This is a genomic window from Pseudarthrobacter sp. YAF2 (assembly GCF_052113345.1).
Lineage (GTDB): Bacteria > Actinomycetota > Actinomycetes > Actinomycetales > Micrococcaceae > Arthrobacter.
The window spans coordinates 217,675-234,273 of record NZ_JBFRDA010000009.1 but is presented as its reverse complement, the minus strand read 5'-3'; the positions used below and the strand labels follow the sequence as shown (position 1 = coordinate 234,273).

Annotated in this window: 11 protein-coding genes; 3 read left to right on the top strand and 8 right to left on the bottom strand. The window is 67.1% G+C overall.

Features of this window, described 5'->3' with window-relative positions; genetic code table 11:
* Window positions 1–3: 3 nt before the first annotated feature.
* Entirely contained in the window at window positions 4–3,699 is a 3,696-nt protein-coding gene (mfd, locus tag AB4Y79_RS11570) for a transcription-repair coupling factor (RefSeq protein ID WP_441861708.1), read from the bottom strand.
* A gap of 214 nt (window positions 3,700–3,913) precedes the next feature.
* Here mfd and AB4Y79_RS11565 point away from each other — a divergent pair, with 214 nt between their 5' ends.
* From AB4Y79_RS11565 to AB4Y79_RS11555, 3 genes are read left to right on the top strand one after another with little or no spacing between them, the layout of a single operon-like run.
* On the top strand, window positions 3,914–5,419 hold the full coding sequence (locus AB4Y79_RS11565; RefSeq protein ID WP_441861706.1) for an SDR family oxidoreductase: 1,506 nt from the start codon (window positions 3,914–3,916) through the stop codon (window positions 5,417–5,419).
* A 44-nt stretch (window positions 5,420–5,463) separates the two neighbouring features.
* On the top strand, window positions 5,464–5,961 hold the full coding sequence (locus tag AB4Y79_RS11560) for a DUF2505 domain-containing protein (protein ID WP_441861704.1): 498 nt from the start codon (window positions 5,464–5,466) through the stop codon (window positions 5,959–5,961).
* A 4-nt stretch (window positions 5,962–5,965) separates the two neighbouring features.
* Complete coding sequence (locus AB4Y79_RS11555; protein ID WP_441861701.1) at window positions 5,966–6,187, top strand: SCO4848 family membrane protein; 222 nt, start codon at window positions 5,966–5,968, stop codon at window positions 6,185–6,187.
* A 90-nt stretch (window positions 6,188–6,277) separates the two neighbouring features.
* On the opposite strand, the gene sufU is transcribed toward AB4Y79_RS11555, so the two are convergent.
* The 7 genes from sufU to AB4Y79_RS11520 form a co-directional block, all read right to left on the bottom strand.
* Window positions 6,278–6,727 carry a Fe-S cluster assembly sulfur transfer protein SufU gene (gene sufU / locus AB4Y79_RS11550; RefSeq protein ID WP_441861699.1) on the bottom strand — a complete coding sequence of 150 codons (450 nt, stop codon included), beginning with the start codon at window positions 6,725–6,727 and terminating at the stop codon, window positions 6,278–6,280.
* Between the two features lie 23 nt (window positions 6,728–6,750).
* Entirely contained in the window at window positions 6,751–8,076 is a 1,326-nt protein-coding gene (locus tag AB4Y79_RS11545; RefSeq protein WP_441861697.1) for a SufS family cysteine desulfurase, read from the bottom strand.
* A 474-nt stretch (window positions 8,077–8,550) separates the two neighbouring features.
* Window positions 8,551–11,142: a LuxR C-terminal-related transcriptional regulator gene (locus tag AB4Y79_RS11540; RefSeq protein ID WP_441861694.1), complete on the bottom strand. Its 2,592-nt coding sequence runs from the start codon at window positions 11,140–11,142 to the stop codon at window positions 8,551–8,553.
* Window positions 11,143–11,194: 52 nt separating this feature from the next.
* Window positions 11,195–13,930: a LuxR C-terminal-related transcriptional regulator gene (locus AB4Y79_RS11535; protein WP_441861692.1), complete on the bottom strand. Its 2,736-nt coding sequence runs from the start codon at window positions 13,928–13,930 to the stop codon at window positions 11,195–11,197.
* Between the two features lie 109 nt (window positions 13,931–14,039).
* The gene (gene pth / locus AB4Y79_RS11530; protein ID WP_441861689.1) at window positions 14,040–14,645 is read right to left on the bottom strand and encodes an aminoacyl-tRNA hydrolase; all 606 of its coding nucleotides are present in this window, start codon (window positions 14,643–14,645) and stop codon (window positions 14,040–14,042) included.
* A gap of 103 nt (window positions 14,646–14,748) precedes the next feature.
* Entirely contained in the window at window positions 14,749–15,360 is a 612-nt protein-coding gene (locus AB4Y79_RS11525; RefSeq protein ID WP_441861686.1) for a 50S ribosomal protein L25/general stress protein Ctc, read from the bottom strand.
* 257 nt (window positions 15,361–15,617) lie between these two features.
* Window positions 15,618–16,598 (bottom strand): ribose-phosphate diphosphokinase, encoded by a 981-nt coding sequence (locus AB4Y79_RS11520; protein ID WP_441861683.1) that lies wholly within the window; start codon window positions 16,596–16,598, stop codon window positions 15,618–15,620.
* Window position 16,599: the final 1 nt, after the last annotated feature.

The window sequence follows — 16,599 nt, the reverse complement described above, 5'->3', positions numbered from 1 at the left end:
CCCCTAACCGACAGTCAGGGGAGCATCGGAGAAGATGTTCCGGATCACGCCGTTGGCCCATTCGAGGATCTCGGCGTCCCGCAGGTCCCGGCCGCCGATCCGTGCGGTTTTCGGCTTGGGGATGAGGACGGCGTCCAGTGCGGGCTTGGACTGCGAGCCCGGGTACATGCGGTTCAGGCGCATCACCTTCGACTCAGGCAGGGTGGCCGGGGAGAACTTGATGAAGTTGCCCTGCAGCGCGACGTCAGTCAGGCCGGCCTCGCGTGCGCCCACCCGGAACCGGGCCACGGCCACCAGGTTCTGTGCGGGCAGCGGCAGCTCGCCGTAGCGGTCCACAAGCTCGGCCGTGACCTCGTCGATGGCCTCGTTGGTGACCGCGGCGGCGAGCTTCCGGTAGGCCTCCAGGCGCAGCCGTTCGCCGGGGACGTAGTCGTGCGGCAGGTGCGCGTTGACCGGCAGCTCGATCTTCATCTCCGCGGCCTTCTCTTCGGCTTCGCCGCGGAAGTCCGCCACGGCTTCGCCCACCAGCCGGATGTACAGGTCGAAGCCAACCCCCTGGATGTGCCCGGACTGTTCACCGCCCAGCAGGTTGCCGGCCCCGCGGATCTCCAGGTCCTTCATGGCCAGCTGCATGCCGGCGCCCAGTTCGTTGTGCGCGGCCACGGCCTTGAGCCGCTCCAGCGCCACCTCGCCCAATGGTTTCTCCGAGGGGTACAGGAAGTAGGCGTAAGCGCGCTCGCGGCCGCGGCCCACCCGGCCGCGGAGCTGGTGCAGCTGGGACAGGCCGTACTTGTCCGCCCCGTCCACGATCAGGGTGTTGGCGTTGGAGATATCCAGCCCGGTTTCGATGATGGTGGTGCAGACCAGGACGTCGAACCGCTTCTCCCAGAAGTCCACGATGATCTGCTCCAGCCGGCTCTCCGACATCTTGCCGTGCGCCACCTCCACGCGCGCCTCGGGGACCAGTTCGCGGATCTTCGCGGCGGTGCGTTCGATCGTTGAGACCCGGTTGTGCACGAAGAACACCTGTCCCTCGCGCATCAGTTCGCGGCGGATCGCCGCGGAGGTCTGCTTGTCCGTGTATGGGCCCACGTAGGTCAGAACCGGATGCCGTTCCTCCGGCGGGGTGGCCAGGGTGGAGGTCTCCCGGATGCCTGTCAGGGACATCTCCAGGGTGCGCGGGATCGGCGTCGCGCTCATGGCCAGGACGTCCACGTTGGTGCGCATCTTCTTCAGCGCTTCCTTGTGTTCGACGCCGAACCGCTGCTCCTCGTCCACGATCACCAGGCCGAGGTCCTTGAACTCAAAGTCCTTGGAGAGCAGCCGGTGGGTACCGATCACGACGTCCACCGTGCCGTTCTTCACGCCCTCTGCCGTCTCTTTGGCCTCCTTGGCGGCCTGGAAGCGGGACAGCGGCTTCACCCGCAGCGGGAAGCCGGAGAACCGTTCGGTGAACGTCTCATAGTGCTGCTGCGCGAGCAGGGTGGTGGGCACCAGCACGGCTACCTGCTTGCCGTCCTGGACGGCCTTGAATGCCGCCCGCACCGCGATCTCAGTCTTGCCATAGCCGACGTCGCCGGAGACCAGGCGGTCCATGGGGATCTCCCGTTCCATGTCCGCCTTGACCTCGTTGATGGTGGTCAGCTGGTCGGGGGTCTCCACATACGGGAAAGCTTCCTCGAGTTCGCGCTGCCACGGAGTGTCGCGGCCGAACGCGTGCCCCCGGGACGCCATCCGGGCCGAGTAGAGCCGGATCAGCTCACCGGCAATCTCCTTGACGGCCTTGCGCGCCTTGGACTTGGTGCTGGCCCAGTCCGCGCCGCCCATCTTGCTCAGGACAGGGGTGTCTCCGCCCACGTAACGGGTCACCTGGTCCAGCTGGTCCGTGGGGACGAACAGCCGGTCGCCGGGCGCGCCGCGTTTCGAGGGCGCGTATTCCAGGACCAGGTATTCGCGGACGCCGTCGCCGCCGCCGGCCACCTTCCGCTGGATTAGTTCCACGAACCGGCCGATGCCGTGCTGTTCGTGCACCACGTGGTCCCCCGCCACCAACTGCAGCGGGTCCACGGCGTTGCGCCGCTTGGAGGGCATGCGCCGCATGTCCTTGGTGGACCCGGCGGAGGTCCGGCCCAGGAGGTCGGCCTCAGTCAGCAAGCCCACTTTGAGCCCGTCAAGGACAAAGCCGCGGCCGACGGCGGCAGTGGTCACTTCGATGATGCCTGCCTGGGGTTCGTGGTCCAGGCTGTCCACCCGGGCGCACGGGATGTCCGCGTCGTGGAAGAGTTCGGCCAGGCGCTGGGCCGGCCCGGGACCTTCGGTGGCCACCACGATGCGCCACTGGTCGCGGACGTGCGAACCGATGAACTCCATCATTTCCGCCACATCGCCCTGGTAGCCGCGGGGTTCGCGGGCATGCAGGTTCAATACGTCGATCTCGGGGAGCAGTTCCGAATCCTGCGCCAGTGAGGTGATGGACCACCAGGACACCCCGTGCGCCAAGGCGGACCCGCGGGTTTCGGCCAGGGAGCGGAAGCTCGCCGAATGGAGCGCCGCGCTGGCCTGGGAACTGAGGTCCAAGGGCGCGCTCCCGCCGTCGGACGCCGTGGACCAGGCCGCCTCGAGGAACTCCTCGTTGGTGGCGGCGAGGTCGTGGGCGCGGGTGCGCACCTTCTCGGGTTCGATGACCACGGCGATGGAATCGGCGGGCAGCTGGTCCACGAACGGCACCATGGCATCCACCAGCACCGGGGCCAGTGACTCCATACCCTCCACGGCGATGCCGCCGGCTATCTTTTCCAGCATGTCCGCCGCGGCCGGCAGCTGGGCCTTCAACGTGGCGGCGCGGGACATCACGGACGGCGTGATGAGGATTTCGCGGCACGGCGGGGCGTGCAGTTCCGCGGGGTGGTGGATGCCGGGCGCGGACAGCGACCGCTGGTCGGCAACGGCGAACCAGCGCATCTGGTCCACTTCGTCCCCGAAGAACTCCACCCGGATGGGGTGGTCCTCGGTGGGCGGAAACACGTCGATGATGCCGCCCCGGACGGCGAATTCGCCGCGGTGCGTGACCATGTCCACCCGGGCGTAGGCAGCATCCGCGAGGCTCTTCACCACATCGGAAAACGGCACCTCCTGGCCCACCTTCAATGTGACCGGAACCAGGTCGCCCAGGCCGGCCACCACCGGCTGGACCACGGCGCGAACGGGTGCGACGACGACGCGCAGCCGCGCCGTCGTCGAACTTTCCGGATGGGCCAGGCGGCGCAGGACAGACAGCCGCCTGCCCACGGTGTCCGAACGCGGCGAAAGCCGCTCGTGCGGGAGGGTTTCCCAGCTGGGGAACTCGGCCACGGTATCCGCCGGCAGGTAGGCCCGCAGAGCCGCGGAGAGGTCTTCGGCTTCCCTGCCGGTGGCGGTCACGGCCAGCACAACCCCCGGTTCGCCACCGACCGCGGACGCTGCCAGGCCGTCTGCCATCTCCGCGAGCAGCACGGGGCGCAAGCCTGCGGGCGCACTGATCTGGTAGTCCTGGCCGCGGACGTCGAAGCCCCTGGCGGCCTCGGCCCGGACACGGCCGAATGTCTGGTCCGGTTCCAAAGCCCGGCGCAGGCCATCCAGCGTGGGAACCGCGCCGGACGTGCCGGAACGGGTTTTGCCGGTGCTGGACGTGCCGGCGGCGGACTGGCCGGGAAGACTCATGGCAGAAGCTCCTGTGGTGTTCATCAAAAAATCGCAGGCAACGCGAAAACCCGAAATTCGCTGCGAATCCCGGGGACTTCCAGCCTACCCCGCGGGACCGACATGGCAGTGCGGAGGCCGCAGGCCTAGGCTGGCAGTGCCATCGCATTCGGCGTCGGAGCAGCCGTCCGGACAGGCCGCCGCTCCGAACCGCAAGGGACGAACAGGAGCCAGCATGAGCGAAACGACTGCCCGACCAACACCAAAGACCGTCCTTGTCACCGGGGCCACCGGCTACATTGGCGGCCGGCTGGTGCCAGGGCTCCTGGAAGCAGGCCACACGGTAAAGGTCCTGGTCCGCTCCCCCGACAAGATCGCCGGCGTCCCCTGGCGCACCAAAGTGGACGTGGTGGAAAGCAGCCTTGACGACGGCGACGCCCTCCGCGAAGCCCTTGCCGGCGTCGACGTCTTTTATTACCTGGTGCACTCCATGGCCGCCGGCGCCGGGTTCGAGGCGAAGGAAAGGGCGATGGCCGCGACGGCGGCGGATGCTGCCGCGGCGGCCGGCGTCAGCCGGATCGTCTACCTGGGCGGGCTGCACCCGAAGGGCGTGGAGCTTTCCACCCACATGCGCTCGCGGGAGGCCGTAGGCAAGGTCTTCCTGGACAGCCCGGTGGATTCGATTGTGTACCAGGCGGGCGTGGTGATCGGTTCCGGCTCCGCCTCCTTCGAGATGATCCGCCACCTGTCCGAGACCCTGCCCCTCATGCCGGCACCAAGCTGGGTGCGCAACCGGATCGAAGCCATCGCCGTCCGCGACGTGCTCTATTACCTGGTGGCTGCCGCATCCCTGGAGGGCCCCATCAACCGCACCTTCGACATCGGGTGCCGGCAGGTCCTGACCTACGCCAGGATGATGCAGGAATACGCTGCCGAAGCCGGCCTGCCCTACCGGGTGGTGTTGGCCCTGCCCGTGCCGGCGCCCAAACTGGCAGGCATATGGGTGGCCCTCACCACACCCATTCCGTGGTCCATGGCGGTCCCCCTGGTCCAGTCGCTGCAGCATGACGCGGTGTCCAACGAGCACGACATCGACCAGTTCATTCCACAGCCCGACGACGGCCTCACCCCTTACCGCACGGCGGTGGCCCTGGCGCTGGGCAAGGAACGGGACGGCCAGGTGGAGACCACCTGGGCGAATGCGGGCGCGGATTCCGATCCGCTGCCCAGCGACCCGGAATGGGCCGGGCACAAGGTGTACATCGATGAGCGGACGTTCCACGGAGACGTGGACCCTGCGCACGTATGGACCATTATCGAGGGCATCGGCGGGCGCAACGGCTGGTACTCGCTCCCCCTGGCCTGGCAGGTGCGGGGCTGGCTGGACAAGCTGACCGGCGGCGCAGGCCTGCTGCGTGGCCGCCGGCACCCGCATACCCTGGCCGCCGGCGAAGTAGTGGACTGGTGGCGGGTGGAACGGATCGACCGCGGCCGGCTGCTCCGGCTGCGGGCCGAGATGCGGGCGCCCGGCCGTGCCTGGCTGGAGCTCTCCGTGGAGCCTGACGGCGGGGGCAGCCGTTACCGGCAGCGGGCCATTTTCTTCCCCAAAGGCCTGAGCGGACGGCTCTACTGGCTGGGCGTGCTCCCCTTCCACAGCGTGATCTTCCCGGCCATGGCCCGGAACATTACCGCAGCCGCCCAAAAACTGGCCGATGCGGAGCGCGCACAGGTGACCCCGTAGGATGTTGGAGGCGTAAATCCTTTCCCGACGTCCCAGGAGGACCCATGGCGCTGAGCGCAACCACCACCCTTCCGCACTCCGTTGACAGCGTTGCCGCTGTGCTGGTGAACGAAGCTTTCCAGCGCCACGTCAGCCAGCTGGTGGGCGGCGAACTGGAGTCCTTCAACATCGACGGCGACACCGCCGGTGCGTTCAGCGCCACGTCGGTACGGACCCTCCCCACCACCCGGCTGCCCGAAATCGCCCGCAAGTTCGTCGGTGAGCACCTCAAGGTGACGCAGGTGGAAAACTGGGATGCCCCCGCCGCAGACGGATCCCGCCAGAGCAACATCTCGCTCAAGATCGCCGGCGCCCCGGTGGATGTCACGGCCGTGCAGCGGCTGGTGGCCGACGCCGGCGGAACCCGGGTGGAGCTTGAGGGCGCGGTGAAGTCCTCCGTGCCGTTCCTGGGCGGCAAGATCGCCGACGCCGCCGAGCCCATGGTGGCCAAGGCGTTGAACCTCCAGGCCACCCAGGCACAGGCCTGGCTGGAAAGCCACTAGACACATGGTGCTTCCCGTTTTCGCTGCGCTGGTCCTGGTTGTCGCCGGCGTCTGGTCGCTGGTGGTCTGGCCGCAGTTCCTGCGCCGGGTTATGAACGATCCCCGGGCCAGGGACAGTGCCGGCAAGGCCACCAGGTTCCTCACCGTGCATGTGGTGCTGGTCAGCATCTCCATGGTGCTCGGACTCGCCACCGCAGTCATCGGCGTCCTCGGGCTGCTGGGCTGAGCCGGCCGTTCCCTCGCACGAAAACAGCCCGGATCTTCCTCCTGTTGGAGGCAAGATCCGGGCTGTTTTTCCGTTCGGCTTGTTCCCCGGTTATGCCGCCTGGTTGAGGGCGTCCTCCGCCGCCACCCAGGAAATCATGGCGCACTTGACCCGGGCCGCGTAGCGGGCCACCCCCTCGAAGGCGGCGGCGTCTCCCAGCAGTTCGGGGTCCGCCTGGACCTTGCCCCGTGAGCGGAGCACCTCCCGGAAGCTGTCGATCACCTGGTGCAGTTCGGCTACGGTCATGCCCGGGGCGAGCTCGGAGAGGACCGACGCCGAGGCCATGGAAATGGAGCAGCCGGCTCCGTCCCAGGCCACCTGGGCCACCTTGCCGTCCTGCACCGCCAGCCGGAGCGTGACTTCGTCTCCACATACCGGGTTGAGCTGGTGCGATTGGCCCGTTGCTGCGCCCTCCGGGGCGTCGGTGGCTGCCAGCCCGCTGCCGTGGCGTGCCTTGGAATGGTCCAGGATGATCTGCTGGTACAGCTGGTCGAGGCTCATGGTGTCACCCTTCGTGTTTTCCGCTAGGCGCGGAAGTAGGCCCGGACGCCGGCCACGGCTTCAAGGAAGCAGTCCACGTCGTCGGTGGTGTTGTACAGGTAGGCGCTGGCGCGGGTGGTGGCCGTCAGCCCAAGCCGCCGGTGCAGCGGTTGGGCGCAGTGGTGCCCGACGCGGACGGCGATCCCGCGCGAGTCCAGGAACTGCCCGACGTCGTGGGCGTGGACACCTTCGACGTCGAACGCGGCAAGGCCAATCCGTTCCTTTCCTGCAGCCGGGCCCAGGACCCTGACGCCGGGAATGGATTCCAGGCCCACAACCATGCGCTGGCCGAGTTCGGATTCCCACGTGTGGATCCGGTCCAGCCCGGTTTCCGTGAGGTAGTTGGCTGCTGCAGCCAAAGCCACGGCCTGGGAGATGCGCTGGGTACCGGCCTCGAAGCGTTGGGGTGCGGGAAGGTATTCGGCCTGTTCCATGGTGACGGTGGTGATCATCGAGCCGCCGGTCAGGAACGGCGGCAGGATGTCCAGGAGTTCCTGCCGGCCGTACAGCACGCCGATGCCCGTGGGAGCAAGCATCTTGTGGCCGGAGAGCACCGCGAAGTCCACGTCGAGTTCCTTGACGTTCACGGGCAGGTGCGGGGCGGACTGGCAGGCGTCCAGGACCACCAGGGCGCCGGCGGCACGTCCCAGGGCCGTCAGTTCCTGCACCGGGTTGATGATGCCCAGGACGTTGGAGGCATGCGTGAAGGCCAGGACTTTGGTCCGCGGTCCGATGACCGTTGCGGCTGCGTCCATGCGGAGGCTGCCGTGGTCATCGATGGGAATGTAACGGAGCGTCGCACCGGTACGGAAGGCAAGTTCCTGCCATGGAATCAGGTTGGCATGGTGCTCCATCTCGGTCACCACGATCTCGTCCCCGGGCACGAGCGCCAGTTCCCGCAGGCTCTGGTCGCCGCGGCCGCGGGCGGCCCAGAGGCCGGCGTTGGACAGCGCGTAGGAGATGAGGTTCAGCCCCTCGGTTGCGTTCGAGGTCCAGATGGTCTCTTCATAGCCGGCACCGATGAAGTCGGCGATGGTTTGCCGGGCATCTTCGAAGGCTTCGGTGGCCTCCACCGCAAGATGGTGCGCCCCGCGGTGCACGGCTGCGTTGCGTTGCTCGTAGAACTCCTGCTCGGCCTCGATGACGCTCACCGGGTTTTGCGAAGTGGCGCCGGAGTCCAGGTACACCAGCGGCTGCCCGTTAACCCGCTGGTTCAGGACCGGAAAGTCGTTGCGGATGCGCAGCACTTCCGCGTTGTCCATGACCGGCAGGGCGCGTTCCAGTGTGGCTGGCGTTGATATTACGGCCAAAACGAACTCCTTGGGCTGCCAATGTCTGACACCCAATTGTCCCACAACACGGCTGTGGCGGCCGCCCGGAGGGGCAGCCGCCACCGCTGCCCCGGGCTTCAGCCGAGGGAGCAGAGGGCCGGCGACGGCTGGGGGGAGAGTCTCGGTCTCAGAAGACTCTGACGTCGCCGGCCCCGTCTGTGCCCGGTCCGTGGGGGACCGGAAAGTTGAGGGGCCTCAATGTCCTGATCGGCTGCTCCGCGGCTTCCAGCCTGCCGCTTTGCTTTGCCTCCTTAAGTAAATCCGGTAGTGCCCTCCCGTGCACGAGTAGGGTGTACTCGAATCTGTGGGGGTCCACTACCGGGCCGCGGCACTGTGTGCATTCAGGGGCGCGCACACTGAGCCCGCGGCCTGGTTCCGCGGCGCGCGGCACCCACGGCACACGGCACCCACGGCGCACGGCACAGCGCAGCACGCGGCACAGCGCAGCCGGGGCTATTTGGGGAGGGCCGTCTCCAGCTCATCGCGGCTGCGTACGCCGAGTTTGACGTAGGTGCGGTAGAGGTGGCCTTCCACCGTACGCACCGACACCATTAAGCGCTGGGCGATCTCCCGGTCGGTGAGGCCCTGGACTGCCAATTCAACGATGTCCTGTTCGCGGCGGGTGAGGTGGACGGCGGGTGCGGCGGCGATGAAACGTCCCTCGCGGAAGCGTTCACCGAGTTCGTGATCGCACTTTTCACGCTGGGCCACCGCCTGCCGGGACCGGCGGCGTTCACCGGCCTGCTCAAGCACCGTACTGGCACGGGCGTATGCCTCCCGGGCCAGGTTGACAAAGGCTGCTTCCTCCAGCGAGGCAGCCGTTGCCATCAGGGCGTCGCCGTCGGCGTTTTCCCACGCCGTGGCCAGGGTCAGCAGAGCCTCCGCCCAGCGGCCTTCCACGCCGCGGGCAACCGTCTGAACCATGGGGACCACCGAGGGGTCCCCCAGGTCCCAGCACATGGCCAGGACTTCGAGGAGGTTTCCGGCCCTGGCGGCTGCCTCCGTCGTCGTCATCAGCGTCTGCAGCGCAGCCAGCCCCTTGCCGTCGCGGGCCATGTATTCCGCGGCCGCCGCCACGTACGCCTCGGCCAGGAGGTCGTGTGCGGGGCCGCCGGCGATGGCATCCCTGTGATCCTGTTCCAGCCGTTTCGCCTGTTCGACATCGCCAAGCCGGGCCGCCACGTAATAGCCCAGTGCCGTCCCAAAGCGGTACAACTGCAACGGATCATTGAGCCGCAGCGCTTCCACGGCGGGCAGCAGGATCTGGTAGGCCCGTTCCATCCGCCCTTGCCGGAGCAGGGAGTAGCCGCGGAGCACATTGAGGCTTCCGTCAAAGGTGGCCGTGCCGGCGCCGTGGCCTGCCGCGTAGCTGTTGAGCTCCCGCTCGGCCGATTCCCACTCGCCCATGGCCAGGTAGTCGGACACCAGCCGCCCCAGCACGAACTCGGGGAAGAAGAACAGGCTGCCTTCCAGCGGAGGGAGCTCCGAGGCCGCCAACAGGGCAGCATCCAATCCCTGGACGGGACGCCCGGCAGCGGCCAGGGCATGGGCCAGTAGCGCTTCCGCCAAGGCACGCAGCGGCTCTCCCCCAGAACCCGCTGCGCCGCGTTTCCGGATCCGGTCGACCTCGTCGCCGAGTGCTTGGAAGTTGACCTCGGCACCGAGCTGCAGCACCTGCAGCAGCTCTGCCTGCCAGCTGCCATCCGGGTCCGACAGCGGGCAGGCCCGTTCCACGTCCTCCGCCACATCAGCCAGCAGCCGGCCGTTGGCCTGGTGTGCCGACACCCTGAGCACCAGGGCTGCCGGCCCCTGGGGGTCTTCGGCCAGCGGGAGCCAGCATTCGTCCAGGAGGGTGGCGGCTTCCTGGTAGGAGCCCTCGTTGTAGAAAGCCCGGGCCTGGATGGCCTGGGCCAGGGGAACCATGGCGGGGTTGCGGATCCTGGCCGCGATGGACCGCGCGCTGTGGTTGCGGTACAGAAGTAACGCCACTTTGGCGGCGGCCAGCATCTCATCGTCGCTGACGCGGAGGCCACACTCCAGGGCCCATTCCACTGACCGGAGCCGGCCTTCCCCCTGGAGCTGGCCGGGGTCCTGGTGTGCCTTGACCTTCTCCAACAGCTGGAGGCTCCGGGAGACCGATACCGTGTTCCTGATGGCGCCGGCGAAAAGCGCGTTCCAGATGAACAACTCCGATGGCACCCCAGGGGTCTCGACAATCATCTGCTGATCCACCAGGGACCTGACCACCGCGGCCCCGCTGATGTCTTCGATGACTTTGCGGCCCACCGGGCCGGCCAGGGCAATGAGCTTCAGGGCTTCCTGTTCCTCGGGCCCCCGGCGCAGGTGGTCCTTGGCAACAACGGCCGCCAGCCGCGGCCCGTCGGCGGGGAGTTCGCCGAGCAGCATCCAGATTCCGTTGCGTTTGGCCAGGACGCCGGCCTCGGCGGAGTCATGCAGCAGGGCGTCAAGGATTCGGGGATTTCCGCCCGATGCGCTCCATATCGCGTCCACCGTCGCGGCGGGAATGGTCCCGTCCAGGAGGTGGGCCAGGACCTCCTCTATCTGTTCCCGGTTCAGCGGCCTCAGGTCCACGCGCTCGGCAAGGCCGTCGTACCAGAGCTGTTCGAGCGGCTGCGGGAGGCCCGGCCGGGGGCGGGCGGCCGCCACCACGGTTGCCCAGCCCGCCGAAATCAGCTCAGCCAGGACGCCCGCGGAAGCCTCGTCGAGGTGGTGTGCGTCGTCCACCACGAGCAGGACTGCCAGGCCGTTGCCGGTCTTCAGCTTTTCGAAGTACGACCACATGGACCGCAGCACGGCGACCGGCGAGACCGACTCCTCGGCCGTGAGTTCCCCGGTATAGGGGGTCAGGACCCCGAACGGCACCCCGGCAAGGGCTGAACTCGCGTGGACCCGCACCACGTTCAGGTGCCCGGCGAGCCGCTCGGTGACGGCCTCGGTCACCGCCGACTTTCCGATCCCCGGGCCGGCCATGATGAAGACGGCATGGTGTGTGCCGTTCCCGATCAGGTTGCAGATCCGGTCCACAGGTTCCCGCCGTCCGGTCAGGAGCCGGTGGGCAGATGTGGGTTTGTGGCCATTAGACGAGTCCAGTCAGATCACCCCTTGAAGTTACGCCCAGCTTGGTGAACACCTGGTACAGGTGGCCTTCGACGGTGCGGACTGATACACCCATTTCCAGGGCGATGTCGCGGTTCGAGGCGCCGCGGCCGGCCATCCGCGCAATCTGCCGTTCACGGCTGGTCAGCAGCGGGCTTCCGCTGCTGGGCACAATGGGCAGATTCGCCACCGTGGCGGCGAGGATGTCCAGCCTTGCCTGCGCGGTCCTTGCCGAAAGGGCGTCCCCCACCTGGCGGGCGAAGTCCACGGCAAGGGCCATGCACCGGGCTTCAACGGCGTCGAGTTCGAGCGTGGCCGCGAGTTCGCCGCCTGCGAGGAGCGCCTTGGCATCCTTCGTCCGGCTCCCTACGGCTATCAGCCGGGAAACCTCGGCCAGCGGACCGTGCCGGTGGCCGGCGATCTCCTCCAGGAGGCGGAAGTCGGCATCGCTGCCATTGACCGTTGCCGCCAGCAGATAGATCCCGGCAACGGTGTACCGGCCCGCTTCAAGGTTCGCACGGGCTGCCTGCTTGAGGCTTGTGACTGCTTCTGAGTCGCCAAGCCACCGTCCGGCAGCCAGTGCACAGAACTCGATGATGCTCTCCACGGCAAACCCTGACCTGCCGGGCATCCTCTGGAGTTTCGACAGGTATTTGCGTGACAGCGCGGCATTGCCGGTCTGGGCGTAGGCCAACGCCGTGGCCGCGTAGGCGGTGCGCAACGCACCCTGGACCGGTTGCAACTCCAGCTGCGCGGCGGCCGAAATCAGGGGTTCCAGGGCGGCTTCGCCGCGGCCGGAAAATGCGAAGGCGACCCCGGCCGCGATCTCCGTGGCCGCGCTGCGATAAGGGAGCCGGAAGGGCTGGCCGGCGCTAAAAGGGGCCATGAGGTCGATGCAGCGCCGCCATTGTCCGGCCATCAGCAGCACAAAGTAGGCCTCCCGGGTATACCGCTCACGGAGGCCCACAACATGCGAGGCATCGCTGAGTTGGCCGCCGATCTGGCGCAGGAGACCCAGGGCGTCCATCTCCCGGCCCGTCATGGCCAGGGAGCTCATCAGGATGATCGCGCACTGGAGCCGGTAACCGATGTCCGGATTTGCGGCTGGGTCAACCGCGCGCTCAAGTGCGGGAATCATAGCGGTATACCTGCCCACGTGCGCCTGGTACTCGAATTCGCCCAGCGAGATGCGGTTGGCGGCCACCGCTGCGGCCGCAGGCCAGGCGGAGTGGTCCCCCACTTTGGCCAAGTGTTCGCGGGCCGAGGCGAAGAGTTCTTCCACCTTGCCGGCCTGCTCCGGAATGCAGAGCATGACCCTTGCCTTGGCGGCCACCACCTGGGCGTACTCTTCGAGGTCGAGGGCCTCAAGTTCTGGGTGGGTGATGTCTTCAAGGGCCGAAAGGGCCTGGACCCCCATGTCCAGCTGCAGGTACGCGGCAGCCTTTTGACGCTGGGCGGATGCCCACTGGGCGTCCGTCCGCTGCAGCATCTCCGCATAGGTCAACGCAAACCTGGGGTCGAAGAGTTGAACCGCGGCCTGGGCGGCCGCAAGCGCCAGCGCCGGGCTGAGTTCCGCCTCGCATTCATGGGTCCAGGCGGCAAAGGACATCAGTTCTTCGACGGTCATGTCGGCGGGGTCAGGCTCTGTGCCGCCCAGCAGCACGCTGCGGAGCTCCCGCCGCCGGGAAATGCTCAGCCAGGTCCTGACGACGTCGCCAATGTACTTTTCCCGCAGCGATACCCAGCGGTGCCCGGAGTCGTCGATCTCCAGCAGTCCTGCATCCTCCATGTCCGCTACGACGTCGGCGCCATAGATGGCGGTCAGCCTGGACAGTTCCACCCGGCGGGCGCAGGACAACATTTCGATGACTTCGCGGGTTTCCGGTGTTTCCCGTGTCCAGCGGGACCTGACGATGTCATCCAGGCTCGCGGCGCCGTCGAGCACCACTTTGTCCCGGAGTGTCCAGACGGACTCGGACAGCACCAGGTTTCCGGAGAGCTGTTGCTCGGTAACCAGGGCTTTGAGCAGCAAGGGGTTGCCGCCAACCATCTGGTGGTAAGTGGTGACCAGGGACGATGAGACGCGGTGCCCCAGCAGGGACAGCAGTACCTGCCGGGTCTGCAGTTCGTTCAGGTTGCTGAGCCGGACTTCTGTGAGCTTGCGGTCCGTGAGGAGCCAGTGGAAATCCGCAGGGAGGTCGCTGGCTTTGGGAGCGACGGCGACGATCCTGGCCGTGCCGGTCAACAAGACATTCAACAGCACCCCGGCACTCATGTCGTCGATGGCGCCGGAGGTGTCCAACGTGATGATGCAGGGCCTTCCGGCGGCGTCGCTCCGGATCAGGGAGGTGATCCCGCGCAGGATGGCGGTGGGTGAACCCATGTAAGCCTGCGGCAACCGGGCAAGCAGGAAGGAAAGACAGCCGTACGGGGTATTGGAGCCGGAGGGTGTGCTCCGGAGCTGCAGGGACCAGATGTCCGGGCCGAGGTCCGCCACCGCTGCCCTGGCCAGGGAGGACTTGCCCACCCCGCGGGCGCCGGTGATGACTGCCCCGAAGGAGTGTTCGCTGGTCAATGCTGTGCGGACGGCGTCAAGGTTGGCACTTCGTGCAGGCACCGACCATCGCTGGCCCTCCGGCACAGTGGAGGATCCCGTGGTCAGCCCATCACCCTGAGGTGTTGACCCACGTCCCCAGCTGAGTGGCTCGATTGACATGAACTTGTCCCCTACATCCTGCAATAGCGGGATGTAGCCCCATTGCTCCCCCGCATACGAAGAAGAGTACCCCTTGCCACAGACAAGGAAACAGGGCACAAGGGAACTTTTACGATTCGGCCTGGCGTGATCCGGACTTGGCGGGGTGGAACTTCTGCTGCGTGGCGGTGAGTCCTTCCCGGAGCAAGGACTCGACGGCATCCGCTGCGTCATCGAGCAGGAAGGGCAATTCCTTCTGTTCCGCGGTGCCGAAATCGCGCAGGACGTAATCGGCTGTGTCCATCCGGCCGGGCGGACGGCCCACTCCCACCCGGACCCGGAGGTAGTCCTTGGTGGCGAGGGCTTTGGAAATATCCCGCAGGCCGTTGTGGCCGCCTTCGCCGCCGCCAAGCTTGAGCTTGACCGTGTTGAAGGGGATGTCGATCTCATCGTGGACAGCCACGACATGGTCCGGGGCGATGCCGTAAAAGTTGGCCAGGGCAGAGACCGGGCCGCCGGAGACGTTCATGTAGCTCATCGGCTTGGCCAGGATTACCCGGGGGCCGCCGATTCCCAGCCGCCCCTCAAGGACCTGGGCCCGGGCTTTGTGGGTCTTGAAGCCTGCGCCGACCCGGGAGGCGAGCTCGTCAAGGACCATCTGGCCAATGTTGTGCCTATTGCCTTGGTACTGCGCCCCGGGGTTGCCGAGGCCGACGATCAGCCAGGTATCAGTCATGGATCAATCCTATGGGGGCGGTTGGGGCGGGAACGGCGCTGCGCGGACACGACAGTGGCCGGCCCCGTGCGGGGTCCGGCCACTGTCAGGGAGTGCGGAGTACTTACTCTGCGGCTGCTTCTTCGGCTGCCGCGGGAGCTTCCTCGGCCGCAGCTTCGGTTGCCTCTTCCGCGGCGTTTTCGATGGCCTCGGAGATGTTCACGACCAGCGCCTCGGCGTCGGTCAGCAGCACGGTGCCCTTGGGCAGGACCAGGTCGGAGCCGTGGATGTGCTCGCCGGCGGCGCGGCCTTCGATGCTGACGACGACGGACTCGGGCAGGTGGGTGGCCTCGGCTTCGAGGGATACAACCGTCAGTTCCAGGTTGTGGACGGTGCCGGGAGCGGTCTCGCCCTCGACGTGCACGGGAACGTCAACGGTGACCTTCTCGCCCTTGCGGACGGTCAGGAGGTCGATGTGCTCGATGATCTGCTTTACGGGGTCGCGCTGGATGTCCTTCACCAGGGCCAGGTGGCCTTCACCGTTGATGTCCAGGGACAGCAGGGCGTTGGCGGTGCGGACAGCCAGGGTGGTGGCCTTGGCCGGGAGGGTGACGTGGATGGGCTCTGCGCCGTGGCCGTAGATGACGGCAGGGATCAGGTTGGCCATCCGTGCGCGGCGGGCGTAGCCCTTGCCGAATTCGGTGCGCAGTTCTGCTGCGAGCTTCTGCTCAGACATGGAAATCTCCTTGAAGATGAATCGGTGTTCAGCAAGGGCGGAGGTCTGGTGTGACCTTCAACGCCGGGCGGCCGGTGGGCGGCCCTTCAAGAAGGCAGTCCCTCTTAGCAAGGGACAAGCAGACCCAGTCGATAACGGAGACATTGCTCTCCCTCGCCAAGGTATCGGGATCAAGCCTACCAGCGCGGGGCCTGATTCCTGAAAACGGTGGTTGAGCGTGCCGAAGCCCGGCTTTCGGCACGCTCAACCGCCAGGGGCTACGCCTTGCCGTCGAAGAGGCTGGTGACCGAACCGTCGTCGAACACTTCACGGACGGCGCGGGCGATCAGCGGCGCGATGGACAGCACGGTCAGCTGCGGGAACCGCTGGGAAGCGGTGAGCGGCAGGGTGTTGGTAACCACTACTTCGCGTGCACCGGACTCGGACAGGCGGCGGGCGGCGGGCTCCGAGAAGACGGCGTGCGTGGCCGCGATGATGACATCCTTGGCGCCGGCATTCTTCAGCACGTTGACGGCGCCGGAGATCGTTCCGCCGGTGTCGATCATGTCGTCGATCAGGACGCAGGTACGTCCCTCGATCTGGCCCACCACCGTCTTGGAGACAGCCTGGTTGGGGACGGTGAGGTCCCGGCTCTTGTGCACGAACGCGAGGGGCGCGCCGCCCAGGCGTTCGGCCCACTGTTCTGCCACCCGGACGCGGCCGGTATCCGGGGAGACAACGGTGATGTTGTCGGCCTCCACGCGGGTGCGGATGTAGTCTGCGAGCAGCGGGATCGCCATCAGGTGGTCTACGGGTCCGTCGAAGAAGCCCTGGATCTGGGAGGTGTGCAGGTCCACGCTCATGATGCGGTCCGCGCCGGCAGTCTTGTAGAGGTCTGCCACCAGGCGGGCGGAGATGGGTTCGCGGCCGCGGCCCTTCTTGTCCTGCCGGGCGTAGGGGTAGAACGGTGAGACGACCGTGATCCGCTTGGCCGAGGCCCGCTTCAGCGAATCGATCATGATCAACTGTTCCATCAGGTGGTTGTTCAGTGGTGCAGGGTGGGCCTGGATCACGAAGGCGTCGGTGCCACGGACGCTCTCACCCGCGCGGACGTAGATTTCGCCGTTCGCAAAGTCGTAGGCGTCAACCGGAAGAAGGTCGGTGCCGAGTTCTTTGGCGATTTCCCGCGCCAGCTCCGGATGCGCCCGCCCCGAGGCGAGCACCAGCTTCTTTTCGCCGCGCGCCGTAATTTCGCTCATT

Coding starts and splice junctions, on each gene's coding strand:
- mfd (WP_441861708.1), bottom strand. CDS start 3,699: ATGAGTCTTCCCGGCCAGTCCGCCGCCGGCACGTCCAGCACCGGCAAA.
- AB4Y79_RS11565 (WP_441861706.1), top strand. CDS start 3,914: ATGAGCGAAACGACTGCCCGACCAACACCAAAGACCGTCCTTGTCACC.
- AB4Y79_RS11560 (WP_441861704.1), top strand. CDS start 5,464: ATGGCGCTGAGCGCAACCACCACCCTTCCGCACTCCGTTGACAGCGTT.
- AB4Y79_RS11555 (WP_441861701.1), top strand. CDS start 5,966: ATGGTGCTTCCCGTTTTCGCTGCGCTGGTCCTGGTTGTCGCCGGCGTC.
- sufU (WP_441861699.1), bottom strand. CDS start 6,727: ATGAGCCTCGACCAGCTGTACCAGCAGATCATCCTGGACCATTCCAAG.
- AB4Y79_RS11535 (WP_441861692.1), bottom strand. CDS start 13,930: ATGTCAATCGAGCCACTCAGCTGGGGACGTGGGTCAACACCTCAGGGT.
- pth (WP_441861689.1), bottom strand. CDS start 14,645: ATGACTGATACCTGGCTGATCGTCGGCCTCGGCAACCCCGGGGCGCAG.
- AB4Y79_RS11525 (WP_441861686.1), bottom strand. CDS start 15,360: ATGTCTGAGCAGAAGCTCGCAGCAGAACTGCGCACCGAATTCGGCAAG.
- AB4Y79_RS11520 (WP_441861683.1), bottom strand. CDS start 16,598: ATGAGCGAAATTACGGCGCGCGGCGAAAAGAAGCTGGTGCTCGCCTCG.